The sequence below is a fragment of the Streptomyces sp. NPDC030814 genome (assembly GCF_055572155.1).
The window spans coordinates 172,022-198,449 of sequence record NZ_JBVIDX010000011.1 but is presented as its reverse complement, the minus strand read 5'-3'; the positions used below and the strand labels follow the sequence as shown (position 1 = coordinate 198,449).

Here is a 26,428-nt window from a genome sequence, read left to right as displayed (position 1 = left end):
TCACGGGACAGCCCCCTCAGGCGCCGCCGGCCAGCGACAGCTTGACCGCGAAGCCCAGGAACAGCGCGCCCGCCGCCGAGGTCGCCCCGGCCGACAGCCGCTTGCGGCGGCGGAAGGCGGCGGCCAGCTTGGTGCCGCCGCATATCAGGGCGGTCAGATACAGCACGCTGGCGAGCTGGGCGAGGGCGCCGAGGACCACGAAGGAGAGCGCGGGGTAGGCGTACGCCGGGTCCACGAACTGCACGAAGAAGGCGACGAAGAAGAGGATCGCCTTGGGGTTGAGCAGGCTGATGACCAGCGCCCGCCGGAAGGGCCGTTCCCCTTCCACGGTCTCCCCGCCCGCCGCCTCGGCCACCGCCTGCCGCCGGCTGCGCCACATGCCCCACGCGGCCCGCAGCATGCCGACCGCGAGCCACGTCAGATATCCGGCGCCCGCGTACTTCACGATCCCGAACAGCACGGCGTTGGCCTGCAGCAGCGAGGCCACCCCAGCCGCCGACAGGGTCATCAGCACGGTGTCCCCGCACCACACGCCCGCCGCGGCCCGGTACCCCGTACGGATGCCCCGCCGGGCGGCGACGGACAGCACGTACAGGGAGTTGGGGCCGGGCAGCAGGACGATCAGGACGAGGCCCGCCAGATAGGTGGGAAGGTCGACGACTCCGAACATGGGCCGCATTGTGGCACGGAGGTACGACAATGTGCCCCGCAGGTCAGAAGGCGTCCGACGGCACGTACGTCCCCCACACCTCGCGGAGCGCGTTGCAGACCTCGCCGACCGTGGCGCGGGCCTTGAGCGCCTCCCGCATGGGGTAGAGGACGTTGTCGGTCCCCTCCGCGGCCTTCTTCAGGTCGGCGAGGGCGCTGTCGACGGCCGCCTGGTCCCGCTCGGCGCGGAGCCTGGCGAGGCGCTGCGCCTGCTGAGCCTCGATCGCGGGGTCGACGCGCAGCGGCTCGTAGGGCTCCTCCTCGTCGAGCTGGAAGCGGTTGACACCGACGACGACGCGTTCGCCGGAGTCGGTCTCCTGGGCGATCCGGTAGGCGCTGCGCTCGATCTCGTTCTTCTGGAAGCCGTGCTCGATCGCGGCGACCGCGCCGCCGAGGTCCTCGACCTTCCGCATCAGCTCGACCGCGGCGGCTTCGACGTCGTCGGTCATCTTCTCGATGACGTAGGAGCCGGCGAAGGGGTCGACCGTCGCCGTCACGTCCGTCTCGTAGGCCAGCACCTGCTGGGTGCGCAGGGCCAGCCGGGCCGACTTGTCGGTGGGCAGGGCGATCGCCTCGTCGAAGGAGTTGGTGTGCAGCGACTGCGTTCCGCCCAGCACCGCCGCGAGGCCCTGGACGGCGACCCGCACGAGGTTCACCTCGGGCTGCTGGGCGGTCAGCTGGACACCCGCGGTCTGGGTGTGGAAGCGCAGCATCAGCGACTTGGGGTTCTTCGCGCCGAACTCCTCACGCATCACCCGCGCCCAGATGCGGCGCGCGGCACGGAACTTGGCGACCTCCTCCAGGATCGTCGTCCGGGCGACGAAGAAGAACGACAGCCGGGGCGCGAAGTCGTCGACGTCCATCCCGGCCGCGACGGCAGTGCGCACGTACTCGATGCCGTCGGCGAGGGTGAACGCGATCTCCTGCGCCGGGGAGGCACCCGCCTCGGCCATGTGGTAGCCGGAGATCGAGATGGTGTTCCACTTGGGGATCTCGGCCTTGCAGTACTTGAAGATGTCCGCGATCAGCCGCAGCGACGGCTTGGGCGGGAAGATGTACGTGCCGCGCGCGATGTACTCCTTCAGCACGTCGTTCTGGATCGTGCCGGTCAGCTGGTCGGCGCTGACCCCCTGCTCCTCCGCGACGAGTTGGTACAGCAGGAGCAGCAGCGAGGCGGGGGCGTTGATCGTCATCGACGTGGAGACCTTGTCCAGCGGGATGCCGTCGAACAGCACCCGCATGTCGTCGATGGAGTCGATCGCCACACCGACCTTGCCGACCTCGCCGTGCGCGATCGGGGCGTCGGAGTCGTGGCCCATCTGGGTCGGCAGGTCGAACGCGACCGACAGACCCATCGTGCCGTTGGCGATGAGCTGCTTGTAACGGGCGTTGGACTCCACCGCCGTACCGAAACCGGCGTACTGCCGCATGGTCCACGGCCGGCCCGTGTACATGGACGGGTACACACCACGGGTGAACGGGTACGTGCCCGGCTCACCCAGCTTGTCCGCCGGATCCCAGCCCTCGAGAGCCTCCGGTCCGTACACCGGCTCGATGGGCAGTCCGGACTCCGACTCGCGCGCCATGGTGTGTGCCTCCGCGTTGCTTGGTCATTCGCTGGTTACTCGCTAGTACAGACGGACCCTCGCGACGGACTGTAGCGGCGGCCGTGCGCCCGGTGGAGGGGCACCTGCTGGGACCTTGCTCACAACCATGCCCCGATGTTCGCGACGGGTCACGCGGGGCAGCCTTTCGGCAGGCCCGGCGCGGCTGACGGCCGGGCCCGCGCGACCGCGGGACGGCGCCATGAGACGACGAGGAGCCGGATGCGTACCAGGGACATGCGGAGATCTGTGGCCGCGCTCGCGGCGATCGTGGTGGCCGGTGGCTGCACGGGCCAGGTGGTGGAGATCGACGGCGACCAGCGGCAGCCGGTCCGCATCGAGGCGACGGCCACGCCGGGCGACGGCCCTCCGGCGGACGGCGGCGACAAGACGGCGGGAGACGAGGACGACGACAAGGGCGGAAAGGGACCCGGCGGCCCGGCGGCCCCGACAACCGCGCCGCCCGGCGGCGACCCCACCCCCGCGGTCCCGGCCAAGGTCCTGTGGTCCCGCGGCGACGAGGGGTTCGAGGTACGCGAACTCCAGGCCCGTCTCCGGCAGGTCGCATGGCTGCACGTCGGACCGACGGGGACGTACGACGATCTGACCGTACAGGCCGTGAAGGGCTTCCAGGGCAAGCGGGGGCTGCCGCGGACGGGACGGACGGACACCGTCACCTGGGCGCGGCTGGTGCGGATGACGCGGGAGCCGGGCAAGTGGGACCTGTACGCGTTCGGGGGCCAGCCGGCGGCGGCGCCGGACCCACGGTGTCTCACCGGCCGGGTGCTGTGCATCAGCAAGACGAGCCGCACCCTGCGCTGGATGGTGGACGGCAAGACGCTGACGACGGTCGAGGTGCGCTTCGGCTCGCAGTACACGCCCACCCGCGAAGGCGTCTTCAGCGTCTACTTCAAGTCCCGCGACCACTGGTCGACCCTGTACGACACGGCGATGCCGTACGCGATGTTCTTCAGCGGCGGCCAGGCCGTCCACTACTCGTCCGACTTCGCGGCCCGCGGCTACTACGGCGCCTCGCACGGCTGTGTCAACGTCCGGGACGAGGCGGCGATCGCCCAGCTGTTCGCTCAGGTCAGGAACGGCGACAAGGTGGTCGTCCACTGGTGACGGGGCCGAACCGACGGCGCCGAGGCGGCGGCTGACGGACGACCGGGAAGCGGCGACGAGTGAGGTGCGTCACAGGGCGCATAGCGGGAGGGCGCCGGAAGCGTCGCTGGGAGTACGGGGTGAAACGGGGGATTGGGGCGCGGGCGGGACCGGGGGAACGTGTCCCGCCCGCGCCTGATGCACGAGCCGTAGGTACGGGGGGAACCCCGGCTCTGTGCGACGGCCGATGACCAGTCGGCTCACTCATTACTGCGGCGGAGCGGCCAAAAGTGTTACCCGCTACGGGAAGAAATTTCTGACTGGATGGGAAATCGCAGGTCAGGCCCGGTAAGAGGGCGCGTCGGCCAGGCTCGCACCCTGGTCACCTGCGATCATCGCCACCGCGCCGCCCTGGCTCCGGTGGCCGTTGCCGCCGTTGCCCTTGCCGCCCTTGTGGTGGCCGTTGCCCTTGCCGCCGCTGTTCCTGCCGTTGCCCCGGCCATGACTCTTGCCGTTGCCGTGTCCGTTGCCCCGGCCGCGGTCGGAGTCGCCGTCCTCGTCGGGGTCGAGCCCGGAGCGGTTCTTCGACCCCGCGCCGGACGAACCGGCGGAATCCGACCCACCACCGGTGCCCCGGCCCTTGTCGGTCGTGTCGCCGGGGTTCCTGCCACTGCCCGCGAAGACACCGTCGCAGTACTTCTTCAGCCGGCCCTCGCCCTTGCCGCCGGACGCGTCCTCCAGGCTGCGCCGGCGGTCGTCGTCCAGGTCCTTGCCGTTGCGGACGTCGCGGCAGGCGGAGAGGACGCTGTTCCACCACTCCGGGGTGAGGCCGCCCTGATTCCGCCCGGTGCCGTCCTCGGCCGTACCGCCGGAATCCCCGCTGTCGGGGGTGTTCCCGCCCGAAGTGCCGCCCCGCGGTGTGGGCTCGCCCCGCGCCCCGCCATCCGTGTCACCCCCCGCTGCCTCGCCCGGCGACGGCGACAGCAGTGGCCGGTCCGGCGACTCGGCGGGGGAGGAGACGGAGACGGGGGGTTCCGGTTCGTCGCCCCCTAGGGAGCCCGCCAGGACACCGCTGCCCGCCGCCAGGACGGCCCCGCTGAACATGCCGGCCGCCAGCGACGCGACCAGCCCGAAACGCACGGGCCTGCCCCAACGGGCCCGCCGGCCGTCCGGGGCGGGCCGCCCGAGACGTACGAGCCCGGCGTCGGCCACCGCCGCCGGGGTGTGGGTACGGCTGCCCCGGGCGGGCACGGCGGCCTCGTCCTGCTGCGACGCGCGGGCGCTCCGGGCGGTGCGGAAGGCGGACAACGCGGCTTCCTCGCCCGGCAGTTCGGCGCTCGACGCGGGCGCCGGGGTGACTTCGGCGGCCAGCGCGCCGAGCGTCTCGGCGAGCCGGTCGGCCCGGGCGCGGGTGTCGGGGTCGACGGCTTCGAGCGGCTCGCCACGCAGCAGCCGCTCCGCCACATCGCGGTTCAGCCACTTGTACTGCTCGTCGGCCATCACATGTCCTTCTGCGTCCGCGAACGCGTATGCGTCACACCGGCGGACGTGGCCGCGCGGGTACGCGGTTCTCTCGGTGGGGGCACGGCGTCGAGTGAGTCGCCGGATTCCGGATCGGCCTGCGCGGCCGTCTCCGGATTCTCCCCGATCAGCTCCGCGAGGCGTTTGAGTCCCCGGTGCGCGGCCGTGCGCACGGCGCCCGCGCGCTTGCCCAGTGTCTCGGCGGCCGTCTTGGCGTCGAGCCCGACCACGACCCGCAGCACCACGGCCTCGGCCTGGTCCTGCGGCAGCTGGGCTATGAGGGACAGCGCGTGGTCGGTGGCGAGTGCCTCCATCGCCTCACCCGCCGTGTCGGACTCGGCCGCCCGACCGGTCAGCTCGGTCTCGTCACCGCCTATCGCGGGGCGGCGGCCACGCATGCGTATGTGATCCAGCGCACGGTTGCGGGCGATCCGGGCGGCCCAGCCCCGGAACCGGTCGGCGTCACCGGTGAACCGCTCCAGGTCGCGGGCAATCTGGAGCCACGCCTCGGAGGTGACGTCCTCCGCGTCCGGATCGCCGACGAGCGTCCGTACGTATCCGAGCAGCCGTGGATGCACGGCGCGGTACACAGTCCGGAACGCGGTCTCGTCCCCGTCCTGTGCGGCAAGCACCGCGGCGGTCAGCTCCGCGTCGTCCCCCAGCACCGCGCGCCCTTCTGCGCCTGGACCGGCGCCGCTCACGCGGACCGGGTCGTTCGCCGTCGTCGTTCCTGAATTACTGCCGCGGTCCCGGGACCGCTGGATGGTTGCGGTGGTCTTCCGTCATCCGCGATCCGGCGCGAATGGCACGTTACGGCGTGAAACCGCTGCACGTCCATGTCCGTAGAACATGCAACTAACTCGTGATCCGGCAAGGTGTGACAGAAATCGGGGGTGCGGCGCTGTAGGTAGTACGGGTCGCCGCGCGGCCCGTGCCGCGCGACGGTCGGGGCCTCTCCTGTGGGGGGTGGCGGCCCCGGCCGTTGCCATCGGCGGAGTCGGCCGGGTGTCTTGCGAGTACGGGGGTCTCGCGAGCACGCCGGCCCTACTTCGTTCCGGGGATCTCACGAACTCGCCGGCCCTACTTCGTTCCGGGGACCTCGTCCGTCCCGGCCGCCCGGTCTGACTCTTTCGGGTGAACCGGCTCGCCCGTCTGCTCCGCCTGCTCCTGCTGGTCCGCCCTGCCCGAGGGGCCCGACGCGGTCGGCTCTCCCGCCCGCTCCGGCTTCCCGGTGGCGGCCGCGCCCGGTTCGCCCGCGTCCTCGGGCCTCTGCCCGGCCCCGGGCCCGGCGGGCCGGTCGCTGCCGTCCGGCTTCCCGGCGGGGTCACCGGCCCGCTCCTCCCGGCCCTCGGCGGCTTCGGTGTCCTCGGCGTCGCCGAGCTGGGCGGCGCAGTACGCGGCCACCTTCGCCGTGCCGCCGGCCGCCTCGGTCAGCCGGCGCCAGGCGGTGGCCTCCAGAGCCCTGCCCCGTCCTCCGGCCTCCTCGTACGCGCGGCAATGGGCCTCGGCGTCCTGCGCGGTCACGGGCCGGTCGCCCGGGGCGGGGCCACCCGGGGCGGGTTCGCCCGGAGCGGCGGAGGGGCCCGGCGTGGCGGGGGCGCTGGGCGACGTCCCCGTACGGCCGTCCCGCTCCTCGCGCCCCGGCCCGGCGCCGTTGTCGTCGCGGGTGGCGGAGCCTATGGCCGCGAAGGCGACACCGCCGAGGGTGAGGCTGGACAGCAGCACGGCCAGGGTGGTGCGGACGGAGAGCTGTACCCGGCGCCGCGGGTTGGGGCGCCAGTCGTCCCGTCGTCGCGTGCGCCCCGTACACCGCCCTTGCTCCCGCGCCGCCCGGAACGCCTCCAGCGCCCGCGCCTCCCCCGCACTGTCCACCTCGGCCCGGCCACGCACGGCGGCGGCGAGCAGGAGGTCGAGGTAGGGGGCGTCGGCGATGGGAAGGCCGACATCGGAGAGGTCACCGGTACGGACGCTGTCGGAGGCCGGGCCGTCGGAGGCCGGGGCGTCGTTCGGGACGGGGCGGCCGTCCCGGCCGGCCCTGTCGTGTCGTCGTTCGCCCATGTCCGACTCCGCCCTGCCCGACGGCATCTCGCGCCCTTCGCTGTCGCCGTGCTGCCCATCGCTGTCGTGGCCGCGACGGCGGCCGCCGCTGCCGTTCATCCCGACTCCCCCAGCGTCCGGACGCCCTCTTCCGTCACACCCTCGGCGCGGAGCAGCTGGGCCAGCCGCTTCAGCCCCCGGTGCGTGGCGGTGCGGACGGCGCCGGGACGTTTGCCGAGGACGCGGGCCGCGGCGGGGCCGTCGAGGCCGACGACCACCCGCAGCAGCACGGCCTCCGCCTGGTCGCGGGGCAGCCGCGCGACCAGCGCCAGGGCCCGCCCGGTGGAGAGCGACTCCAGCGCCTGGTCGTGCGTGTCGTGGACGCCGGGCACCTCCAGCAGGTCGTTCTCCAGGGCGGTCACCCGGGGCCTGACCTTCTGGCGCCGCAGATGGTCGAGGGCGCGGTGCCGGCCGATGGTGGCGGTCCAGCCGCGGAACCCGGCCCCGTCGCCCTTGAACCGCCCGAGGTCCCGCGCGATCTCCAGCCAGGCGTCCGAGGCGACGTCCTCCGCGTCGTCCCCCACGATGCCGCGCAGGTACCCGAGCAGCCCCGGCTGCACCAGCCGGTACGCCACCGCGAACGCGGCCTCGTCGCCCTCCTGTGCCCGCGCGACGGCCGCGCCCAGTTCCCCGTCGAACGCCTGCACGCGGCGAGGTTCGCCTCCCTGGCCCAAGAGCTGTCCTAGTCAGTACGGGATCGCGGTCCGGGGTCCCGCCCCGACCCCCTTGGGATCGTCGCCGGGCCCCACGCTCCTCTGCGTCCCGCCCCGCGGAAGTGTCACAGAGCGCCGGGCCGGCCCGGCGAGGATCACCCGTAAGAGGGGAGCAACTCCCGTACGCATGACTTGAGTCACACGCGTGCCACGCAATGGTGATGTTCACGGCAGCCTGTGCTCTGAATAGAAGGCCACCCTCGTGCCGGGTGGTGTCTTTCTTGCGTTGTCCATGTAGGGGTGGGGCATTTGATTCGCCGCAGGAGCCATGCGTACCGACCGATGAATACGAAGCGGAGGGCGTGGCTGACGCTCGGCGCGGCCGTCGCCGGCGGCGCGAGCGTGGTGTCGTACGCCGTGGCCGGCCCCCAGAACGGCACGGCGCCGTCCCCCGCGCGGGCCCAGCGTCCCGCCGAGGTGCACGACGTGGCGCTCACGGCCGCCGCCGACCATCGCGCCGCCGTGGCCCGCACCCGCACCGCCCCCTTCTCCCTCCTCGGTGTCTCCTGGGCCGACGCCTCCGCCCGGCTGGACGGCACGGCCCAGGTGCGTACCCGTGACGCCGCGACCGGTGAGTGGAGCGCCTGGCAGCGTCTGCGTCCGTCCGCCGCACGCCCCCAGGGCGCCCGCGGCACCTCCGAGCCCCTGTGGGTCGGCCCCAGCGACGGCGTCGAGGCCCGGGTCGTCACGGTCGGCGGATCAGCGACGGCGGGGCTCCCGACGGGGCTGCGGGTCGACCTCGTCGACCCGGGGACGGCGGACGGCACGACCGGGCACTCGGCCGGCACGACCGGTGGGCCCGGCACAGCGGGCGCCGCCGGCATGCGCAACGCGGCGTTCGTCACCGACGATCCGCCCGTCGCCGTCACCTCCACCGTCACCCGGCCCCCGATCGTCGGCCGGGCCCGGTGGGGCGCCGACGAGTCGGCGGTGGCGGGGGCGCCGCAGTACAACAACAAGGTCAGCGCGGTGTTCGTGCACCACACGGGCGGCAGTAACGCCTACAGCTGCGCCGAGTCCCCGGCGTTGATCCGCGCGCTCATGGCGTACGACACCGAGACGGCCGGCCTCGGCGATCTCCGGTACAACTTCGTCGTCGACAAGTGCGGCCGGATCCACGAGGGCCGCGCGGGCGGCGCCGACCTGCCGGTGCGCGGTGCGCACACCCCCGGCTTCGACGGCGCCTCGACGGGCGTCGCCGTCCTCGGCGACTACGACGGCGCCACGCCCAGCCGGGCCGCCGTGGAGTCCGTGGCCCGGCTCGCGGCCTGGAAGCTCGGCCAGTACGGCGGCGACCCGACCGGCAGGGTCACGCTGACCGCGTCCGAGGACAGCGGCGTGTACAAGCAGGACGAGTCCGCCGGACTGGAGGTCGTCTCCGGCGGCAAGGACGCGGCGTCGACCGCCTCCCCCGGCGCGCACCTGTACGCCGAACTCCCCGAGATCCGCCGCTACGCCGCCTCCCCCGCCCGCAACTCCGCGATCCCGACCGCCGACTACACGGGCGACGGTGTCAGCGACCTGGTCGCCGCCACGCCGGGGAGCGGCAGCGGTGTGATCACCCTCGTGCCGGGAGGGGCCGGCGGCCCGGTCGCCGCCGCCCGGCTTCGTCTGGACCAGGCGAGCACGGGCGTCCCCGGCGCCGCCGAGTCCGGCGACCAGTGGGGCGCGGCCACCGCGTGGGGGGACATCAACGGCGACGGGTACGCGGACCTCGCGGTCGGCGCGCCCGGCGAGGACGACACCACCGGGCACGCCGACCGCGGCGCGGTGACGATCCTCTACGGGCCCTCCTTCACCGCCGACGCCGACACGATGGCTCTCGGCGACGACTACGAGCCGAAGGGCGCGCGGTTCGGGGCGACCGTCGCGGTCGGCGACTTCAACGCCGACGGCAGGGCGGACGTGTTCACCGCGGCCACCGGTACGGGCGGCAACTGGGCCGCCCGGTTCAACGACGGCCACGAGGTCGCCGGTGATCTCACCACGGCGACGGGCTCGCTGGCGTACGCGGACGCCGCGAGCGGCGACTTCAACCGGGACGGGTACGCGGATGTCGCCCTCAACTACCGGGACGCCTCCGGGATCGGCAAGGTGACCTGGTTCAAGGGTTCGCGGTCGCTGGGGTTGACGAAGGTGGCGACCCTCACGGTGAAGGGCGGCCGTGCCGTCGCCGCGGGCGACGTCGACGGCAACGGCTACGACGACATCGTCATCGGCCAGCCCTACACCGGCGAGTCGGGCGGCGACGCCGGCGGCCAGGTGACCATGGTCCCCGGCTCGGCCACGGGCCCCACCACGACCGGCGTGCGGACGATTCACCAGGGCACGGCGAACGTGGAGGGCGCGTCCGAGACGTCCGACGGGTTCGGGGCGTCGGTGTCCGTCGGTGACGTGAACGCGGACGGCTACGCCGACGTCCTCACCGGCGCGCCCAACGAGGACATCACCCGCGCCGGGACGAACCGCGCGAACGCGGGCTCGGTGTGGCTGCTGAAGGGCACGTCCTCGGGGCCGACCGGCACCGGCTCCCTCGCCCTCTCCCAGGACTCCCCCGATGTCGCCGGTTCCACGGAGAAGGACGACAAGCTGGGCTCGGCCGTCTCCCTGACGGACTTCACGGGTGACGGTCACGCCGATCTCGTCATCGGTGCGGAGGGTGAGGACGCGGGGAACGGCACGATCCTGTACGTGCCGTCTCCGGGGGGCACGCCGACGACGACGAAGTCGACGTACTACGGCGTGCCGCAGTTGGGCACGGCGACAGGGGCGCGTCTGGGGCAGCATCTGACGCCGTGAGGGCGGGCGCTTGGGCGCCTCATGGCTCGGGGGGTGCAGGTTCGTCGTGGAAGGGAAAAGCACGGGGCGCAGCCCCGGCCGCTTTTCAGGGGCGCGGGGAACTGCGCGAACGACCCCCACCCGCCCGCACCCGAAAAGCGGCCCCCCGGCATCACTCGGAGCGCATCGCGTCGCGGCACAGCAGCCGCAGGGAACCCTCACCCGTGTAGCAGCGGCGGGCCTCCTCGAAGGGGTCCCAGTAACGGCCGTCCCAGGTGCGGACCCAGTGCGCGCCCCCGTCCTCGACCCACTCACCGCCGGCCCATCGCACGACGACCTCGCCGCCGTACGCACCGAACCCCCGCAGGACCCCCTCCACGGCGGCGTACGGCGCCCCCTCCTGGCGGATCTCCTCGATCATCCGGTCCACCCGCCACAGGCTCTGCGCCGAGTAGTCGAGACGCACCCGCGCCCCTTCCCGCATCACCGCCACCGCGTCGGCCGCCCACCGCAGGGGCTTGGCGGCACTCCCCGACCGCCGTGCGGGCCCCTCACCCGAACCGAACTGACCGACCGAACCGACCGAAACGAATGTCTGCTGTGCGCTCACACCCGTACAAGCGCTCGGCGCACCCCTCGCGTCACACGATCCGGGCCCCTTCGGCGACACCGGCGCAGGACCCCCACACCCGCCCCCAGGACACCCACACGACCCGCTCAGAAAGCGCGGTTTACCGGGTGCGCGCCCCCCTTGGCCGCGCTGCCCCCTGAACGACGCGGCATCCTCAGCCCCCGGTTCCCCGCGCGCGCCGCGACACGACCGCGCGCAGTATCCGCCGTCCCTCCGTGGAGACGTCGAGCGCCTGCCGGACGGCCCCCGCGCCGTGCCCGGCGATCAGTTCCAGGACGACGACCTGGCGGCGGAGTTCGGCGGCGACGAGATGGGACGCGCCGTCGGTGCGCCCTTCCCTGCACGCGGCGACGGCCTCCGCACCCCCGCGGTCCAGCGGATCGAGCAGCTGATGGATGCGCAGCGCGGCGACGGAGCACTCCTCGGCCCACGCGCGCAGCCCGTCCCCGCACCGTTCGTCGGGCACCGCGTCGAGCATCCGACGGGCGAGCACGACGATGTCCTCGCCCTCGTGACCGGCGCCGTCGCCGGTGGAGGCGGTGCCGTCCCCCAGCTCCCCCCGTATCTTCGCGACCCGTTCGCCCCAGTCGCCCCCGTCGTCCACCAGGCCCGCCCACAGCGGGCGCAGGACCTCGTCGTCGCCGCCGAGAAGCGGTACGCACCGGTCCAAACAAGCCAACCCGCTTGCCGCCAGACCGCGTTCGTCGGCCTGGGCGATCAGCTCCACCAGGCTCATCACGCCTCCCTCGATCCTGCTCGTCCTCACTCGACAGGGCCCCGTATCCCGAGAACCACCGGGCTCTCCCCCGACACCGCTAACGGAACCCGCACTTCCCCTTACTGCGTGCAACGGCCCGGGAGTGTCACAGCGGCACGACCCCGAGCCGGTCGAGCAACCGGAAGAGGATATTTTCAGCCAGAGGGTCCGCCGGTCCAGGTTCCGACGCCAGCACTTCGACCAGGGCCTCCTCGTCCGCGACCCGTCCCGCCTCCGCCGCCCAGGCCACGGCCCGACCGGCGGCGTCGCGGGGTTCCAGGAAGTAGTCGTCGACGGTGAGCCCCTGACCGCCGTCGCCGAGGTAGTCGGTCATGGCGGTGCGCGCCAGACAGGTCGTCCACGCCCCGCTCTCCGGCCCGGCGGCTTCCACCACCACGCAGTCGCTGTCCATGACGTAGCCGAACAGCGCCGGCGAACCCGTCTCCAGCGCCAGCGCGTTCATGTTTCCGACGTCACCGACACCATCGCCGTCGTCCGCGCCGTCACCGCGTGGGCAGGCCCACACCTGCCACCCGTCGGCCGCCGTCGTCCGCGGCACCATCCCCCGCGCCGCGGCCGACGCGACGGACTCCGCGAGCGGCCGCTCGCTGCGGGCCACGACGTAGTACCCCCAGTACCCCATGCCGGGAATACACCACAGCGGCACGGCGGTCCGCCCACGGAATCGGGCAATCCGCCCGGTTGCCCGAAGACGACCGCAAACCGAGACGGGCCCCGCGGGGTCGAGGGGAACCGGGGACCGGCTCAGGCCGACACGGGCTCCGCGGCGTGGGGCCCGCTGCGCGCCTTGTCGTCCTGCATCCGGGTGAGCGCGATGACGAAGAGGATGGCGAGTGCGGCGGTGGGGATCTCGAAGGCGTCGGCGAACAGGACCAGTTGCGTGGACGAGTGGAGTTCCTCCGCCGTCTCGGCCCTCGCGTAGGCTCGGGTACCTGCCTGGCTCACTCCGTTGGAGATCAGCCAGAACGTCCACCAGGCGTTGACGAGCGCATGCGAGCGGGGCTTCTTCCAGGGGCTGCTCGCGTCCCACGCGTCGAGGGCGATCCGGCGTGGGAACCAGAGGTTCACGACCGGCACGAACCAGCCGCCGATCGCCCAGCCCCGCTTCTTCCTGTGCCCGAACGGCTCGAACACCTCGGCGTTGACCCGCACGCGGTGGAACCAGACGAGGAAGACGACCACGGTGGCGAGGTAGGCGACCGACTGCGCCGTACCGGTCATGGCGAACAGGCGGTCGGCCCGGTCCGCGTCGGCCTCGACCGCCGCCCCGTACTGGCCGTCCACCATCCGGCCCAGTACGTCGAGCATCGTGACGTCCGCCCACACGGCCACCAGGTCCGTCAGGGCGACCACGCCGAGCATGATCGCCACGGCCCGTCCGAGTCCCACCGGCGACCGCAGCCAGACGGCCGGGCTCCCCGGGCCGAACTTCGGCGCCTCGGGGGCGTGCGGGAGCCGCGGGGCCTGCGGCAGGCCCGGGCCCACGTCCGGGTGCAGGTCCTCGGCCTCGCAGGCCCGGCACAGCTCTCCGCCTGGTGCCGCGTCGAACTGCCGGCAGCGCGTACAGGTCATGCAGAAGCCCCCCTGCGACCGCGCCCCCAGGGACGCGGAAGAAACGAATGCGGTGAAGGAATCGAGCGCGGCCCTCCCCAGACCCTCACGCTCGGCGATCAGAACAGGCGGAACATACGGTTCACCGGCCCCTCCCGTCTACTCCTTTCCCACCGTCCGCTCTTTCCGCCCGTCCACTCCTTCAGCGCCCCGCCCACCGCTCCACTCCTTCAGCGCCCCGCCCACCGCTCCGGTCCTTCAGCCCCCGCCCGCTGACGCCCCTCCGCAGCCCGGGGGTGCCGCTGCCCGGAAGTCGTGCTCGACAAGCCGGTGGTCGCCGACGTGGCGGACGCCGTCCCGGTGCCGCTCGACAAGTCCGCCGCCGTCGGCAGGGCGGACCCCGCCCCGGCGCCCTCGATCCCCCGCCCCGCGCCCACCGCTCCGGCGCGCTCAGCTGACCTTCCCGCCGGCGCGCTCAGCTCACCTTTGCCGCCAGCGCCCGGAACTCCGTCCACGACAACGCCGGCTTCGCGGGGTCCCACAGCTTCTGCGACAGCGCCCGCAGCGGCATCCGCACACCGGCCGCCACCTGCGCCTCGGTCTGCCGGTTCGCGAGGTCGCACCAGACCGCGAAGACACCGCCGAGGATCTGCCGGTCGTACCGCGCGGGCACGGGGGTCGTGCCGCGCAGCACCCGAGGGGTCCACGACTCGTAGATGCGCTGTCCCGTCGGGTAGAAGAACTGGTTCGGCTCACCGAGCACGTAGTAGAGGTACTCGTCGTTGTAGTTGACGACCTGCCGCCCGGCGCTGAGGTACTCGACCGGCTGCCGTGCCCCGATCTCCTTGCCCGTCCAGTAGGCGACCTGGATCCGCCGGTCCGCCTGGACCCGGCCGCCCCGGAAGAACCCGTCGTTCCACGCCCGTACCGTCCGGTCGTGGCCGCGCATCACCGCGGCCCGGTCGTTGAGCCAGCCGGTCGCCAGGTCGGCGACCGTCGCGCCCGCGCCGTACTTCGCCCGCGCGGCGGTCGCCAGCTGCGGATAGGACGCCTCCGGATTCGACGCCATCAGCGCCCGGTACTCGTCGGCGCCGAGGTGCCACTGCGCGCCGGGGAAGAGACCGGCGTACTCGTCGAGGAGTTCGTCGACGATCTTCGCGGCGGCCGGCTTGGAGATGTCGACGGCCCCGCTCGCGGCGACGCCCTGCGCGTTGACCAGCTGGAGCTCAGGGTTGCCGGCGATCACCGCCCCCAGGTGACCGGGCGAGTCGATCTCGGGGACGACCTCGATGTGCCGGCTCCTGGCGAGGGTCACGATCTTGCGCACCTGCGCCTTGGTGAGGTGCTGGTCCGACACCACCTCGGGGTGCGTCGAGGACTCGATCCGGAAGCCCTGGTCGTCGGAGAAGTGCAGACCGAGCTGGTTGTACTTGAGGTCACCCAGCTCCCGGACGCGGTCCTCGATCCAGCCCGCCGTGAAGTGCTTGCGCGCGATGTCGAGCATGAACCCGCGCTGCGGCTTGGCCGGCTCGTCCTCGACGACGCCCTCCGGCGCAGTACCGCCGCCGCGCACCGTCTGCTTCAGAGTGCGGGTCCCGTAGAACACACCGGCCTCGGCCGGCGCGGCTATCCGCACCCGCCGGGCCTTCACCGTCAGCGTGTACGCCTCGGAGGCGGACTTCCCCGACCCGGTGAGCGCCAGCTCCACGTCGCCCTCGCGGGGCTTCGCGTCCCCGGCGTACGTCAGGCCCAGCTCCCCGGCGGTCAGCCGCCCCTCGTCGGCGAGCGCCCCGTTCCGGACGACGACCCGGCCGCCGCCGGAAGGTCGCCAGCCCGGCCCGCGGGCGGCCTCGTGCTGCCGTACCGCCGGAATGGTGCGGGGCTTCTGCGACAGGGCGTACGAGCGCGAGGGCGAGGGGGACGGCGAGGGCGATCCCGTCGAGGCGCTCACGGACGCCCGCTCGCGCGAGGGCTGCGAGCCGCCCGCCGTGCTGGTGTCGCCGCCCGGCCACACCGCCACCGCCACCGCCACCGCGCCACCCGCAAGGGCGACCCCGGAACCCAGGAGCAACCCTTTCGACGTGATCGCCGTCCTCCTGCGGGGAGCCCGGCGTCGGCCACGGCTCACGACGCGCTCCCGGCCTCGGTCCGCATCCGCCACATCTCCCGCACCTCTCTGCCGTCCGCTCCCCCGCACCTCCCCCACGAACCTACGACGTCCCACCACCCCACCAGTCCACCACAGGTTCCGAAACTTGCCCGACCGGGTGAAATTCGGGCATCGAACGGACAGCCCATGACCCGCCTCGATAACGTGGTGGCACATCTCGCACACCCCGCCCTGCCGGCCCCTACGCATCGCCGAGGAACCACCCTGCCTCCGCACCGTCTCACCCAGCTCCCCGGCCGGGTCACCCTTCCGGAGCAGGCGCGCACCCCGAGCCCCGCGGCCCTGGAGCGGTTCAACGACGCCCCCGAGGACACGCTGAGGCAGTCGCTCCTCACCTGTCTGCGCAGCCCCCGCTGGGCCGACCGGCTCTCCGACCACCGCCCCTACCCGGACCTGGACGCCCTCCTCGCCGCCTCCGACGAGGCCGCGTACGACCTCACGGCGACCGACCTGGCCGAGGCCCTCGCCGGCGAGACCCTTCCCGCCCTGCCCTCGGACACCTACGACGTGGCCCACACGGCCCTGAGCGCCGCGCATGCCGCCTACGAGGCCCGATTCGGCCATGTGTTCGTCATCTGCCTGGACGGCGTCCCGGCCCCCGAACTGCTCGACCGCGCCCTCGAAGCCCTCCGGTCACGGCTGGCACACGATCCGGAGGAGGAACGGACGGTGGTGGCGGAGGAACTGCGGCGCCTGGCGAGAGAACGGTTGATCAGCCGCCTCGGGGGCGCGGGTCCCTGACGCACGCGGCCGGGCCGCGGGGCCCGCCCCGCCACGTAGGACCCGCACCCGGCACACCGCGGTGACGCCCTCCCCGGATGCCGCCCGATACTCACCCTTACGTGCAGCTCTCGATGCCAGTTTGATCACACCGACACACCCGGCTTAAGCGCCACAGGCACACGTGGCTACGATGGCCAGGGCCGGTGGACCGTACCCGGCCGGGTCAGACCGACAGACAAGCCGGCCGGCCCCAATCCCGCTCCCGGAGGGTTCTTCCGTGCCGGCTGGAACGCTGTACCGCGGCCGGGAAGGAATGTGGTCCTGGGTGGCTCATCGAGTCACCGGCGTCCTCATCTTCTTCTTCCTGTTCGTACACGTGCTGGACACCGCTCTCGTCCGTGTGTCCCCCGAGGCCTACGACAAGGTCGTGGCCACGTACAAGACGCCGATCGTCGCGCTGCTGGAGTACGGCCTCGTCGCCGCCATCCTCTTCCACGCGCTCAACGGCCTTCGGGTGATCGCCGTCGACTTCTGGTCGAACGGCCCGCGTCACCAGAAGAAGATGCTGTGGATCGTCCTCGGCGTCTGGGCCGTGCTGATGATCGGGGCCCTGTACCCCGTCCTCGGTCACGCCGTCCGTGAACTGTGGGGGAGCTGACAGCCATGTCCACCACTGAGACCACCGCCTCCGGCATCGGCCCCGTCGAGGGCTCGGGCAGCCTGTCCGGCTACAGCCCGGAGAACCCGGCGCCGCTCATCGAGCCGCCCCGCAAGCGCACCAAGAAGACCCCGAAGTCGACCCGCGGCAACTTCGAGATGGCCGCGTGGCTGTTCATGCGGCTGTCCGGCGTCGTCCTGGTCGTCCTGGTCATCGGCCACCTGCTCATCCAGCTCGTCCTGGACGGCGGCGTCTCCAAGATCGGCTTCGCGTTCGTCGCGGGCCGCTGGGCGTCCCCCTTCTGGCAGGTCTGGGACCTGCTGATGCTGTGGCTCGCGATGCTGCACGGCGCCAACGGCCTGCGCACGGTCATCAACGACTACGCCGAGCGTCCGAACACGCGGCTGTGGCTGAAGGGCCTGCTGTACACCGCCACGGTGTTCACCATCCTGCTGGGCACGCTGGTGATCTTCACCTTCGACCCGAACATCCGCTAGGCACGGGGCTGAGGCAACCGATCATGAAGATCCACAAGTACGACACCGTCATCGTCGGCGCCGGCGGCGCCGGTATGCGCGCCGCGATCGAGTCGACGAAGCGCAGCCGCACCGCCGTGCTGACCAAGCTGTACCCGACCCGCTCCCACACGGGCGCCGCGCAGGGCGGTATGGCCGCCGCGCTCGCCAACGTGGAGGAGGACAACTGGGAGTGGCACACCTTCGACACGGTCAAGGGTGGTGACTACCTGGTCGACCAGGACGCCGCCGAGATCCTGGCGAAGGAGGCCATCGACTCCGTCCTCGACCTGGAGAAGATGGGCCTGCCGTTCAACCGCACCCCGAACGGCACCATCGACCAGCGCCGCTTCGGCGGTCACAGCCGCAACCACGGCGAGGCCCCGGTCCGCCGCTCCTGCTACGCGGCCGACCGCACCGGCCACATGATCCTCCAGACGCTGTACCAGAACTGCGTCAAACACGGCGTGGAGTTCTTCAACGAGTTCTACGTCCTGGACCAGCTGATCACCGAGGTCGACGGCGTCAAGAAGTCCGCCGGCGTCGTGGCGTACGAGCTGGCGACCGGTGAGATCCACGTCTTCCAGGCGAAGTCCGTGATCTACGCGTCCGGCGGCTGCGGCAAGTTCTTCAAGGTGACGTCCAACGCGCACACCCTGACCGGTGACGGCCAGGCGGCCGTGTACCGCCGCGGGCTGCCGCTGGAGGACATGGAGTTCTTCCAGTTCCACCCGACCGGCATCTGGCGCATGGGCATCCTGCTGACGGAGGGCGCCCGCGGTGAGGGCGGCATCCTCCGCAACAAGGACGGCGAGCGCTTCATGGAGAAGTACGCGCCGGTCATGAAGGACCTCGCGTCCCGTGACGTCGTGTCCCGCTCCATCTACACGGAGATCCGTGAGGGCCGCGGCTGCGGTCCCGAGGGCGACCACGTCTACCTGGACCTGACGCACCTCCCGCCGGAGCAGCTGGACGCCAAGCTCCCGGACATCACCGAGTTCGCGCGGACCTACCTCGGGATCGAGCCCTACACGGACCCGATCCCGATCCAGCCGACCGCGCACTACGCCATGGGCGGCATCCCCACCAACGTCGAGGGTGAGGTCCTGTCGGACAACACCACGGTCGTGCCGGGTCTGTACGCCGCCGGTGAGGTCGCCTGTGTCTCCGTGCACGGCGCCAACCGTCTCGGCACCAACTCGCTGCTCGACATCAACGTGTTCGGGCGCCGGGCGGGCATCGCGGCCGCCGAGTACGCGCAGAAGGCCGACTTCGTCGAGCTGCCGGAGAACCCGGAGTCCCTGGTCGTCGAGCAGATCGAGCGGCTGCGCTCCTCCACGGGCAACGAGCGCGTGGCGGACCTGCGGCGTGAGCTGCAGGAGACCATGGACGCGAACGTCATGGTGTTCCGCACCGAGCAGACGATCAAGACGGCCGTCGAGAAGATCGCCGAGCTGCGCGAGCGCTACAAGAACGTGGCGATCCAGGACAAGGGCAAGCGGTTCAACACCGACCTGCTGGAGGCCATCGAGCTGGGCAACCTGCTCGACCTGGCCGAGGTCATGGCCGTCTCCGCGCTCGCCCGCAAGGAGTCCCGCGGCGGTCACTACCGCGAGGACTACCCGAACCGCGACGACGTCAACTTCATGCGTCACACCATGGCGTACCGCGAGGTCGGCGACGACGGCTCCGAGACCGTCCGCCTCGACTACAAGCCGGTCGTCCAGACCCGCTACCAGCCGATGGAGCGTAAGTACTGATGGCTACCCCTGTTCTGGACAAGGTCGAGGCCGACTCCGCCGCGTCCCCGTACATCACCGTCACCTTCCGGGTCCGCCGCTTCAACCCCGAGGTCGCGGCCGAAGCGGTGTGGGAAGACTTCCAGCTGGAGATCGACCCCAAGGAGCGGGTCCTCGACGGTCTGCACAAGATCAAGTGGGACCTGGACGGGACGCTGACCTTCCGCCGTTCCTGCGCGCACGGCATCTGCGGTTCGGACGCCATGCGGATCAACGGCAAGAACCGTCTGGCCTGCAAGACGCTGATCAAGGACATCAACCCCGAGAAGCCGATCACGGTCGAGCCCATCAAGGGCCTCACGGTCCTCAAGGACCTGGTCGTGGACATGGAGCCGTTCTTCCAGGCGTACCGGGACGTGATGCCCTTCCTGATCACGAAGGACACCAACGAGCCGACGCGTGAGCGGCTTCAGTCGGCGGAGGACCGCGAGCGGTTCGACGACACGACGAAGTGCATCCTGTGCGCCGCCTGCACGTCCTCGTGCCCGGTGTTCTGGAACGACGGCCAGTACTTCGGCCCGGCCGCGATCGTCAACGCCCACCGCTTCATCTTCGACTCGCGTGACGAGGCCGGCGAGCAGCGGCTGGAGATCCTCAACGACAAGGACGGCGTGTGGCGTTGCCGCACGACCTTCAACTGCACGGACGCCTGCCCGCGCGGTATCGAGGTCACCAAGGCGATCCAGGAGGTGAAGCGGGCGCTCATCACGCGCCGCTTCTAGAACTCCCCGGCCTCTCCTGGCCGTACGACGCTGAGGGCCCCGCTCCGGGATCGGAGCGGGGCCCTCAGCGTTGTCGCCGTACCTCACCGGGCCCAGGGGCCCGGACGCAGTGTCAGCCGCGCAGGACGCGGCCCTGCGAGTCGGTGCGGTCGTTGCTCGTGAGGAACAGGATGCCGTCGATCAGGGACCAGAAGCCCAGACCACCGCAGGTGAGCAGCTGGGCGACACCCACGCCCACGGAACCGACGTAGAAACGGCCGATGCCGAGCGTGCCGAGGAAGAGCTGCAGAACGCCGGCGACGATCTTCGACTTGTCGGAGTAGGGACGGCCCTGCGGGTCGTAGCCGAAGGGAGCGTCAGGGGTGGGGACGGTCATGGAAGTAACTCCTGGATGTACTGACTGAAAAGGCCGAAGCGGATTGCTCCGGGGGGAGTCCAGGAGGGAAGGCGCGGCGAAAACCGGCAGCAATCGGGCACGGCGAACACCGGCCGACGATCGAGCACGACGTAATCCCCCGTCATCCCCCCTGTCGCCGTTGCAGCGTAGTGAGGCGCATGGGACGGATGGGAGGGGAAACAGCCGATCGTTCCGATTCCGTGATCCGGTTCCGGCCAAGTTGCGACAACTGCGCGACATAAAGCGGGCGTAAGGGATTTACGGCAGCCCGCGGTGGGAAGAAGCGACGATTCGGCGGAGATGTTCCGACCGTTCAGCGCAGATTGCGGACGACCGTCCAGGTCACCGCGATACCCAGGATCAAGACCTGGGTGCGGGGTCTCAGTTCGGGACGCCAGCGGCGCCCGCGCACCCCCTCGACGAACCAGCGGCCGAGCAGGACGAGCGCGAAGGGCGCGGCGAGCAGCAGCACCCGGTTGTCGTACCAGGCGGCGGCGAACTGGCCGTGCATCAGGTCGTACACCATGCGGGTGCCGCCGCAAGCGGGGCAGAGCAGCCCCGTGACATAGCGGAACGGGCACTGGGGCAGCAGATGGCCGGGCTCGTGCGGGTTGGTGCCGTACAGATAGGCGGCGCCCGCCAGCCCGGCGGCGGCCACCACGAGGGGGGCCGCCGCCGGGTGTTGCAGGACGGCGGGGCCGCGCTCAGCCACGCAGGACCCGCCCGTTGGAGTCCGTGGTGTTGCTGCTCGTCAGCAGGATGATGCCGTCGACCAGCGCCCAGATGCCGAAGCCGCCGCAGGTGAACAGCTGGCCGAGGCCGAGGCCGACGTGGCCGATGTAGAAGCGGCCGACGCCGAACGAGCCGAGGAACAGCGAGAGGATGCCGGCGACGATCTTCGACTTGTCGGAGTACGGGCGGCCGTACGGGTCGTACCCGTAGGGGGCGTTGGGGTCGCCGGTGTACATGCCACCGGCCGGGGGCGCCTGGTAGCCGTAGCCCGGCTGTGCGCCCTGCTGGGGGTAGCCGTACCCCGGAGCGGCGCCCGGCTGCTGGTACGCGTCCTGCGGGTAGCCGCCCTGCGGAGCGCCGTACGGGTTGGCGCCCGGCGCCTGGCCAGGAGCCTGGTTCGGGTACCCGTAGCCGGGCTGGGGCGGCTGCGGGGGCTGAGCGGGCTGCTGGGGCTGCTCGGTCACGGTACTGACTCCTGCGTGTTGGTTGCTTGAGCGGCTGAATATGGGCTGTCCGTCATATTGCAGGAGAGGGGGCCCCGGAGAGAAGTTGTTACCTCGTGGTCACAGCTGGCTGAGGATCGTCGGGTCCGTGATCTCCGTGCTCTGGGCGAGCAGCATCGGCTTACTGAGGATGACGGCGAGCATGCGGTCCACCCCCTGGGGGAGACAGTCGCTCGACGGAGGTCGGTTCCCGTCCGCGCCGGGGAGACGGATTTCGTCGCGATCGGCAGGCACTGGCCGTGGGCGGCACCAGCGTGCAGCCGACCCCCGGGACGAACGGGTCCGAGGCGCACGGCTTTTGAGAGGGAGAGGGGCCTGCTGGAGAACGGTCACTCCATCGTGTGACCTGCGCCGGACTGTGACTCCCGGATGGCATCCAGTACACCAGGGTACTAGTATGCACACGTACTACATGGTGATCGTTGATGGCCTGGCATCTTGAAATGACCGGAGAGACACGACTGGTTGCACGCACTGCGCAAGGACGACCGCATCACGGCGCGTCTAGTGGGCCAAGCGATCCAGGCTCTCGTGGAGGAGGGCCCGGATCTCGGGCGCCCTCTGGTGGACCGGATCAAGGGCTCAGCCCTGCATCACCTCAAAGAGCTGCGACCCGGTTCGTCCGGTGACACAGAGATCAGGATCCTCTTCGCCTTCGATCCCGGGCGCAGCGCGGTGCTCTTGGTGGCCGGTGACAAGGCGGGGCGATGGACGGCGTGGTACCGCCGCTCGATCCCCCTGGCCGAGGAACGCTATACCGAGTGGCTGGACCACCTGGCCCGGCGACGTCACGAGGAGACAGAGCGATGACCAGCTTTCACTCATGGGACGAGGTCAAGGAAGAGGTCTTCGACACCGAGGACTTGGACGAGATCACGGCGGGTGCACGGCGAATGGTCGCCGAAGCACGTGCGCACCGGCTGGCCGAGATGCGCAGACAACTCGGCCTCACCCAGCGCGAGGTGGCCGACCGTATGCACGTACGACAGGAGCGGGTGTCCGCCATCGAACGCGGCAGGACCGAGTCCGCCGAGGTGGGAACAGTCGCGGCTTACGTGGAGGCATTGGGCGGGGAGCTGGAGATCGTCGCGAACTTCAACGGAACCCGGGTGGTCGTGGCGTAGCCCGGCGCACGCACTTCCCCACGTGTCCCGTACAACCCTTGCGCCTCGACACGTGTCTCTTCTGTACGCCTGTTCGGCAAAGCCGTGGATACAACGACGACTCAGCCGTACCGCGAGTCGACCTTATCGATACCGCCCCCGGCTCTGCCCTCTCCGGCGTCCCAGACCAGCGCGGGCCGGCCGACGAGCCCCCGTGCGCACCGCAGGAGACGCATGTTCACACGCAGGAACACCCGTCTGGTTCTCGCGACGGCCGCGGCCGTGTCGCTGACCGGCGGGCTGCTCGCCCTCTCGACGGGCAGCGCGAGCGCCGCCCCCGCCAAGTACGCCGACGACTTCAACGGCGACGGGTACCGGGACTACGCGACCACCGACCATGGCTCGTTCACGGTGACCTACGGGACGGCGACCGGTCCCGGCAGCAGGACCAGGACGTTCACGCAGAACAGCGCAGGTGTGCCGGGCAAGTCCGGTGACGCGGGCGGCTACGTCGACGGGTTCGGTGAGGATCTCGCCGCCGCCGACCTCAACCGTGACGGCTACGCCGACCTGGCGGTCGCCGACCGCAGCGAGAAGGTGAGAGGGAAGGTCAGCGCGGGCGCGGTCACCATCATGTGGGGCGGCAGGTCCGGTCTCGGCACCAAGGCGACGAGGCTCCCCCTCAAGGCCAAGTCCCACCGCGGCTTCGGCAACGAGCTGGAGACCGGTGACTTCGACGGTGACGGCAAGGCGGACCTCGCGGTCGCCGACGGCCTCGACACCGTCCACATCTACCGGGGCGGCTTCACCCAGGCCGACAGGACGGGCAAGGTCACCAAGCACACCCGCTCGGACGCCACCCACACCCTCGAACCGACGGGGCTGGTCGCCGGGAAGGTCACCAAGGACAGGGCCACCGATCTGTACGTCCTCGGCCAGGGCTACCGCAAGAACAAGATGACCCAGGACGCCTGGCTGCTGCGCGGCGGCAAGACGGTCAGGTGGAGCGGCAAGCTGGTCGCGATCAACAACACGGAGCCGGACTACGACCCGACCGGCGTCGTCGCCGACTTCGACAAGGACGGCTACGGGGACCTGGCGGTCGGCGACACGTCGTACAACAAGGGCGCGGGCTCGGTGGTCGTCGTGCGGGGCGGCAAGAGCGGCCCGACCACCAAGTACCGCCTCACCCAAGCCACTTCCGGCATCGCCACGGCCGCGTCGAAGGGTGACTGCTTCGGGTACGACCTCTCCGCCGGCGACACCGACCGCGACGGCTACCCGGACCTCGCGGTCGGAGTCTCCGGGGAGAAGGTCGGCTCCACGAAGGACGGGGGTGGCATCCACATCCTGCGCGGCGGCAGGAAGGGCCTGACCGGCACCGGCTTCCAGTGGTTCAGCCGGGCCACGGCGGGAGTACCGGGCCACCCTGAACGGTACGAGATGTTCGGCTCCGCCATCCGCCTGCGCGACCTCGACGGGGACGGTGACAAGGACCTCCTCGCCGGGAGCGAGAACCGCGAGACGAGCCTGTTCTTCCGGGCGAGCGCTTCTGGGGTCACGACCGACACCGTGACGGAGCTGAGCCTGAAGCCGACCTTCCCGCAGTAGCGGTAGCGGGAGCGGGGGTGTCGCTTGGCTGGATAGCATGCAACTCATGTGACGGATGGGGCTGTTGATCACACACTGCTCCCATGAACTCCCTGAGGAAAGCCGCCGCCGCGCTGTCGGCCGCGGCCGCGATGCTGATCGCGACACCCCCCACTGCCTCGGCGACCCCCGCCCCGCACGACATGTACGGCGGGACCTTCGCGAAGGAGAACTTCAACCGGCTGCCCCTCGGCCCCGTCACCGGTGGCCGTGGCTGGACCACCGACACCGCGAACGGCTCGCTGACCGTCGAGCGCGCCGCCGACGGGCGCGGCCGGGAACTCCGGATCCACACCGAGGGCAACGGCCGTGCCTTCATGGTCTTCCCCGACCTCGCCGCGCCCGGCAACAGCTTCTGGGCGCGGATACGGTTGCGGGTCGACCGCTTCCCGGAAGGGCCCCCCTGGGCCCACTGGACCCTCGCGGAGGCGTCCGGCGCCGACTCCCCCACCCTGGTCCGGCCGCTCGGCGGCCAGTTCGCCCCCACCGACAACGGCAACTTCTACGGCGTCGGCTCCGACCTCGGCCCCACCGGCGACTGGACGAACTGGCGCACGTCCGCGCCGGCCGCCGACGGGGCGTGGACCTGCGCGGAGTTCCACCTCGACGCGACGGACAACCGGGTCACCGTGTACCTCAACGGCGTCGAGCAGCCCGACCTGACGGTCTCGACGAAGCAGCACGGCGGCACGGCGGACGACTTCATCTTCCCGACCTTCGACAAGCTGAAGCTGGGCTGGCAGCTGTACCAGGCCAACCCGACTCCGTCGTCGTACGACGTGCGGATGGACGACGTCGCGCTGAGCACGCGGCGGGTGGGGGGTTGCGCTTCCTGAGCCGGGGCCCGCGTCAGTCGACGCGGGCCACGACCAAGGCGATCCGGGACTCCGCCAGATAGAAGTGGTCGGGGAAGTACTCGATGTGCAGGTGCTCCCCCGGCACGCCCTCCTGGCACAGGCCCCCGATGTTCTCCGCGAGAACCGACGTGAACGCCTCCGAGCCCGTGAGGGTCAGGTCTGCCGGTCCTCGTCGACGGAGAGCTTCACCGGCCCAGTCGAGGTCGACCGCACCCGGATGCCCGCTAGATGGCGGGCGTACGGGGGCGGGGTCGGTCCCGGCACGGGTGGTGATCTCCGTGTCGTCGCCGATCATGTTCTCGGCCCAGTCCTCCAGCGCCGCCACGGTCCCGGACACTTCCACTTCCCCGGGGTCCGCGACGGAACGGACGGTCAGCTCGGACTGGATCACGGAGTCTCCCGGTCTCACGGCGCTCATGTCGATCGGTGTGTGCGGGTCCTTCAGCGGTCCCGACCGCACCGTCTGACGAATGTCTGCCACAAGGGGGGCCACTGACGGAACCGCATCCGACCGGCCGCGGCAAGTCGGGATCGAAGACCACCTGATCGCCGACAGGAACATACTGCCGCTGTCCCTAGGGATCTCCGGCTCGAACGTGCACGACAGCCAGGACCTGGAGCCGCTCGTGAGTGGTATCGAGGCTACCCCTCGGCCCCGTTGGCAGCCTTCAGCACCTTGAAGGCCAGCACCGAACGCGCATCTCGCCTACCGCTCTTTGACCCTCAGAACCACGTCATGACGTTCCCGAACATCAGACACAAATTCCTCCGACCCGTACTCAGGCAACGACTTACTCCACCAGGTCGCGGAATTTAGCCACACTACTGGTCCATTGGCCAGAAGCTCCCGGAAGAGCGAGTCGATTCTGCGCGTCTCGCGAACTAGCCACTCGTACTCATCCAGGCCCTCCATCTCCACATCCGCCAGGGCTGCGGCAAGCAGATCTCGGACGGCCAAATCATTGAGATACTCGGACAGGTCAAGCCCATAGCCGATCTGACACTCGTTGACGAACCCCTCCCACATCCCCAGGGCAGTAACTGGCAGCAGCGATTGGCTCCACCCGCGGGCTTGAGCGATCTCCTGGAACCTATCGTCAAACCTGCTCACCCG

General features: G+C 71.1%; 28 protein-coding genes. 11 read left to right on the top strand and 17 right to left on the bottom strand.

The window, feature by feature from the left end; all coding sequences use genetic code 11:
- Positions 1–16: 16 nt before the first annotated feature.
- Both leuE and ACZ43N_RS23910 read right to left on the bottom strand, forming a co-directional pair.
- Positions 17–670, bottom strand: coding sequence for a leucine efflux protein LeuE (gene leuE, locus ACZ43N_RS23915; protein ID WP_468100205.1), 654 nt, complete (start codon positions 668–670; stop codon positions 17–19).
- A gap of 43 nt (positions 671–713) precedes the next feature.
- The gene (locus ACZ43N_RS23910; RefSeq protein ID WP_468100204.1) at positions 714–2,294 is read right to left on the bottom strand and encodes an acyl-CoA mutase large subunit family protein; all 1,581 of its coding nucleotides are present in this window, start codon (positions 2,292–2,294) and stop codon (positions 714–716) included.
- A gap of 240 nt (positions 2,295–2,534) precedes the next feature.
- Between ACZ43N_RS23910 and ACZ43N_RS23905 the strand changes: the two genes are divergently transcribed.
- Positions 2,535–3,437: a L,D-transpeptidase family protein gene (locus ACZ43N_RS23905; RefSeq protein ID WP_468100203.1), complete on the top strand. Its 903-nt coding sequence runs from the start codon at positions 2,535–2,537 to the stop codon at positions 3,435–3,437.
- A 318-nt stretch (positions 3,438–3,755) separates the two neighbouring features.
- On the opposite strand, the gene ACZ43N_RS23900 is transcribed toward ACZ43N_RS23905, so the two are convergent.
- The 4 genes from ACZ43N_RS23900 to ACZ43N_RS23885 all read right to left on the bottom strand — a co-directional run bounded on the left by ACZ43N_RS23900 (position 3,756) and on the right by ACZ43N_RS23885 (position 7,708).
- Positions 3,756–4,916 (bottom strand): hypothetical protein, encoded by a 1,161-nt coding sequence (locus ACZ43N_RS23900; RefSeq protein WP_468100201.1) that lies wholly within the window; start codon positions 4,914–4,916, stop codon positions 3,756–3,758.
- Positions 4,916–5,602, bottom strand: coding sequence for an RNA polymerase sigma factor (locus tag ACZ43N_RS23895; protein ID WP_468100199.1), 687 nt, complete (start codon positions 5,600–5,602; stop codon positions 4,916–4,918). The genes ACZ43N_RS23900 and ACZ43N_RS23895 overlap by 1 nt, the downstream gene beginning before the upstream one ends.
- 415 nt (positions 5,603–6,017) lie before the next feature.
- Positions 6,018–7,094, bottom strand: a complete 1,077-nt coding sequence (locus ACZ43N_RS23890; RefSeq protein ID WP_468100198.1) for a hypothetical protein — start codon at positions 7,092–7,094, stop codon at positions 6,018–6,020.
- Positions 7,091–7,708, bottom strand: a complete 618-nt coding sequence (locus tag ACZ43N_RS23885) for an RNA polymerase sigma factor (RefSeq protein WP_468100196.1) — start codon at positions 7,706–7,708, stop codon at positions 7,091–7,093. The genes ACZ43N_RS23890 and ACZ43N_RS23885 overlap by 4 nt, the downstream gene beginning before the upstream one ends.
- A 321-nt stretch (positions 7,709–8,029) precedes the next feature.
- On the opposite strand from ACZ43N_RS23885, the gene ACZ43N_RS23880 reads away from it, so the two are divergent.
- The gene (locus ACZ43N_RS23880) at positions 8,030–10,546 is read left to right on the top strand and encodes an FG-GAP-like repeat-containing protein (protein ID WP_468100194.1); all 2,517 of its coding nucleotides are present in this window, start codon (positions 8,030–8,032) and stop codon (positions 10,544–10,546) included.
- 151 nt (positions 10,547–10,697) lie between these two features.
- Here ACZ43N_RS23880 and ACZ43N_RS23875 read toward each other — a convergent pair whose 3' ends face one another.
- From ACZ43N_RS23875 to ACZ43N_RS23855, 5 genes are all read right to left on the bottom strand, one after another.
- A complete protein-coding gene (locus ACZ43N_RS23875) occupies positions 10,698–11,135 on the bottom strand; it encodes a hypothetical protein (protein WP_468100192.1) in 438 nt (145 codons plus the stop codon).
- 175 nt (positions 11,136–11,310) lie between these two features.
- Positions 11,311–11,892: a hypothetical protein gene (locus ACZ43N_RS23870; protein WP_468100190.1), complete on the bottom strand. Its 582-nt coding sequence runs from the start codon at positions 11,890–11,892 to the stop codon at positions 11,311–11,313.
- A gap of 127 nt (positions 11,893–12,019) precedes the next feature.
- Entirely contained in the window at positions 12,020–12,556 is a 537-nt protein-coding gene (locus ACZ43N_RS23865) for a hypothetical protein (protein WP_468100188.1), read from the bottom strand.
- A 122-nt stretch (positions 12,557–12,678) separates the two neighbouring features.
- Entirely contained in the window at positions 12,679–13,506 is an 828-nt protein-coding gene (locus ACZ43N_RS23860) for a DUF4328 domain-containing protein (protein ID WP_468100186.1), read from the bottom strand.
- A gap of 454 nt (positions 13,507–13,960) precedes the next feature.
- On the bottom strand, positions 13,961–15,613 hold the full coding sequence (locus ACZ43N_RS23855) for a beta-N-acetylhexosaminidase (RefSeq protein ID WP_468100184.1): 1,653 nt from the start codon (positions 15,611–15,613) through the stop codon (positions 13,961–13,963).
- 168 nt (positions 15,614–15,781) lie between these two features.
- On the opposite strand from ACZ43N_RS23855, the gene ACZ43N_RS23850 reads away from it, so the two are divergent.
- The 5 genes from ACZ43N_RS23850 (at position 15,782) to ACZ43N_RS23830 (ending at position 20,072) form a co-directional block, all read left to right on the top strand.
- A complete protein-coding gene (locus ACZ43N_RS23850; RefSeq protein WP_468100182.1) occupies positions 15,782–16,396 on the top strand; it encodes a 2-oxo-4-hydroxy-4-carboxy-5-ureidoimidazoline decarboxylase in 615 nt (204 codons plus the stop codon).
- 259 nt (positions 16,397–16,655) lie between these two features.
- Positions 16,656–17,036 (top strand): succinate dehydrogenase, cytochrome b556 subunit, encoded by a 381-nt coding sequence (sdhC, locus tag ACZ43N_RS23845; protein WP_079049496.1) that lies wholly within the window; start codon positions 16,656–16,658, stop codon positions 17,034–17,036.
- Between the two features lie 5 nt (positions 17,037–17,041).
- Positions 17,042–17,533 (top strand): succinate dehydrogenase hydrophobic membrane anchor subunit, encoded by a 492-nt coding sequence (locus tag ACZ43N_RS23840; protein WP_468100179.1) that lies wholly within the window; start codon positions 17,042–17,044, stop codon positions 17,531–17,533.
- Positions 17,534–17,556: 23 nt separating this feature from the next.
- Positions 17,557–19,311: a succinate dehydrogenase flavoprotein subunit gene (gene sdhA / locus ACZ43N_RS23835; protein WP_468100177.1), complete on the top strand. Its 1,755-nt coding sequence runs from the start codon at positions 17,557–17,559 to the stop codon at positions 19,309–19,311.
- Positions 19,311–20,072 (top strand): succinate dehydrogenase iron-sulfur subunit, encoded by a 762-nt coding sequence (locus ACZ43N_RS23830; RefSeq protein WP_468100175.1) that lies wholly within the window; start codon positions 19,311–19,313, stop codon positions 20,070–20,072. The genes sdhA and ACZ43N_RS23830 overlap by 1 nt, the downstream gene beginning before the upstream one ends.
- Positions 20,073–20,184: 112 nt before the next feature.
- Here ACZ43N_RS23830 and ACZ43N_RS23825 read toward each other — a convergent pair whose 3' ends face one another.
- The 4 genes from ACZ43N_RS23825 to ACZ43N_RS23810 all read right to left on the bottom strand — a co-directional run bounded on the left by ACZ43N_RS23825 (position 20,185) and on the right by ACZ43N_RS23810 (position 21,938).
- Positions 20,185–20,448 carry a TM2 domain-containing protein gene (locus ACZ43N_RS23825; protein ID WP_009328334.1) on the bottom strand — a complete coding sequence of 88 codons (264 nt, stop codon included), beginning with the start codon at positions 20,446–20,448 and terminating at the stop codon, positions 20,185–20,187.
- Between the two features lie 334 nt (positions 20,449–20,782).
- Positions 20,783–21,181, bottom strand: coding sequence for a DUF2752 domain-containing protein (locus ACZ43N_RS23820; protein WP_468100173.1), 399 nt, complete (start codon positions 21,179–21,181; stop codon positions 20,783–20,785).
- Positions 21,174–21,665: a TM2 domain-containing protein gene (locus ACZ43N_RS23815; RefSeq protein WP_468100171.1), complete on the bottom strand. Its 492-nt coding sequence runs from the start codon at positions 21,663–21,665 to the stop codon at positions 21,174–21,176. The genes ACZ43N_RS23820 and ACZ43N_RS23815 overlap by 8 nt, the downstream gene beginning before the upstream one ends.
- A 99-nt stretch (positions 21,666–21,764) precedes the next feature.
- Positions 21,765–21,938, bottom strand: coding sequence for a DUF7737 domain-containing protein (locus ACZ43N_RS23810; RefSeq protein ID WP_468100169.1), 174 nt, complete (start codon positions 21,936–21,938; stop codon positions 21,765–21,767).
- 231 nt (positions 21,939–22,169) lie between these two features.
- On the opposite strand from ACZ43N_RS23810, the gene ACZ43N_RS23805 reads away from it, so the two are divergent.
- The 4 genes from ACZ43N_RS23805 to ACZ43N_RS23790 all read left to right on the top strand — a co-directional run bounded on the left by ACZ43N_RS23805 (position 22,170) and on the right by ACZ43N_RS23790 (position 25,293).
- Positions 22,170–22,514, top strand: a complete 345-nt coding sequence (locus ACZ43N_RS23805) for a type II toxin-antitoxin system RelE/ParE family toxin (RefSeq protein ID WP_468100167.1) — start codon at positions 22,170–22,172, stop codon at positions 22,512–22,514.
- Positions 22,511–22,828, top strand: coding sequence for a helix-turn-helix domain-containing protein (locus ACZ43N_RS23800; RefSeq protein WP_055538327.1), 318 nt, complete (start codon positions 22,511–22,513; stop codon positions 22,826–22,828). Before ACZ43N_RS23805 ends, ACZ43N_RS23800 begins: the two co-directional genes overlap by 4 nt.
- A 213-nt stretch (positions 22,829–23,041) precedes the next feature.
- A complete protein-coding gene (locus ACZ43N_RS23795) occupies positions 23,042–24,418 on the top strand; it encodes an FG-GAP and VCBS repeat-containing protein (protein WP_468100165.1) in 1,377 nt (458 codons plus the stop codon).
- An 83-nt stretch (positions 24,419–24,501) separates the two neighbouring features.
- Positions 24,502–25,293 carry a hypothetical protein gene (locus tag ACZ43N_RS23790; protein WP_468100163.1) on the top strand — a complete coding sequence of 264 codons (792 nt, stop codon included), beginning with the start codon at positions 24,502–24,504 and terminating at the stop codon, positions 25,291–25,293.
- A 13-nt stretch (positions 25,294–25,306) separates the two neighbouring features.
- On the opposite strand, the gene ACZ43N_RS23785 is transcribed toward ACZ43N_RS23790, so the two are convergent.
- Together ACZ43N_RS23785 and ACZ43N_RS23780 are read right to left on the bottom strand one after the other, a co-directional pair.
- Positions 25,307–25,732, bottom strand: a complete 426-nt coding sequence (locus ACZ43N_RS23785; RefSeq protein WP_468100161.1) for an Imm32 family immunity protein — start codon at positions 25,730–25,732, stop codon at positions 25,307–25,309.
- Between the two features lie 288 nt (positions 25,733–26,020).
- The gene (locus ACZ43N_RS23780) at positions 26,021–26,425 is read right to left on the bottom strand and encodes a hypothetical protein (protein WP_468100159.1); all 405 of its coding nucleotides are present in this window, start codon (positions 26,423–26,425) and stop codon (positions 26,021–26,023) included.
- Positions 26,426–26,428 lie beyond the last annotated feature (3 nt).